At 58.0% G+C, this 250-nt stretch carries 1 pseudogene; it reads right to left on the bottom strand.

Annotated elements, in window-relative coordinates:
• Positions 1 to 196: pseudogene (locus VSR34_RS39350) on the bottom strand (IS6 family transposase); the annotation flags it as partial.
• Positions 197 to 250: the final 54 nt, after the last annotated feature.

Below are 250 nucleotides of genomic sequence, written 5' to 3'. Positions count from 1 at the left end.
AGCGGTGCACGCTCGAATGGTCGACCTCGATGCCTCGCTCTGCCATCATCTCCTCGAGATTTCGCAGGCTCAACGAGTAAGCCACATACCAGCGTACGCACAGCAGGATCACGTCCAACGGATAGTGCAGTCGCTTGAGGACTTTGCCGATGCCCGGAGGCAACGTCGCGCGTGGTGTCTTCTTCGTCTGGCCCATGCTGTTCGTCATTCAGGATCGAACGCAAATTTTAACCCGGCACCTTGGCGCGAC

Source organism: Paraburkholderia sp. JHI2823 (genome assembly GCF_038900695.1).
Lineage (GTDB): Bacteria > Pseudomonadota > Gammaproteobacteria > Burkholderiales > Burkholderiaceae > Paraburkholderia > Paraburkholderia mimosarum.
This window is presented reverse-complemented; position numbering and strand designations above follow the sequence as displayed.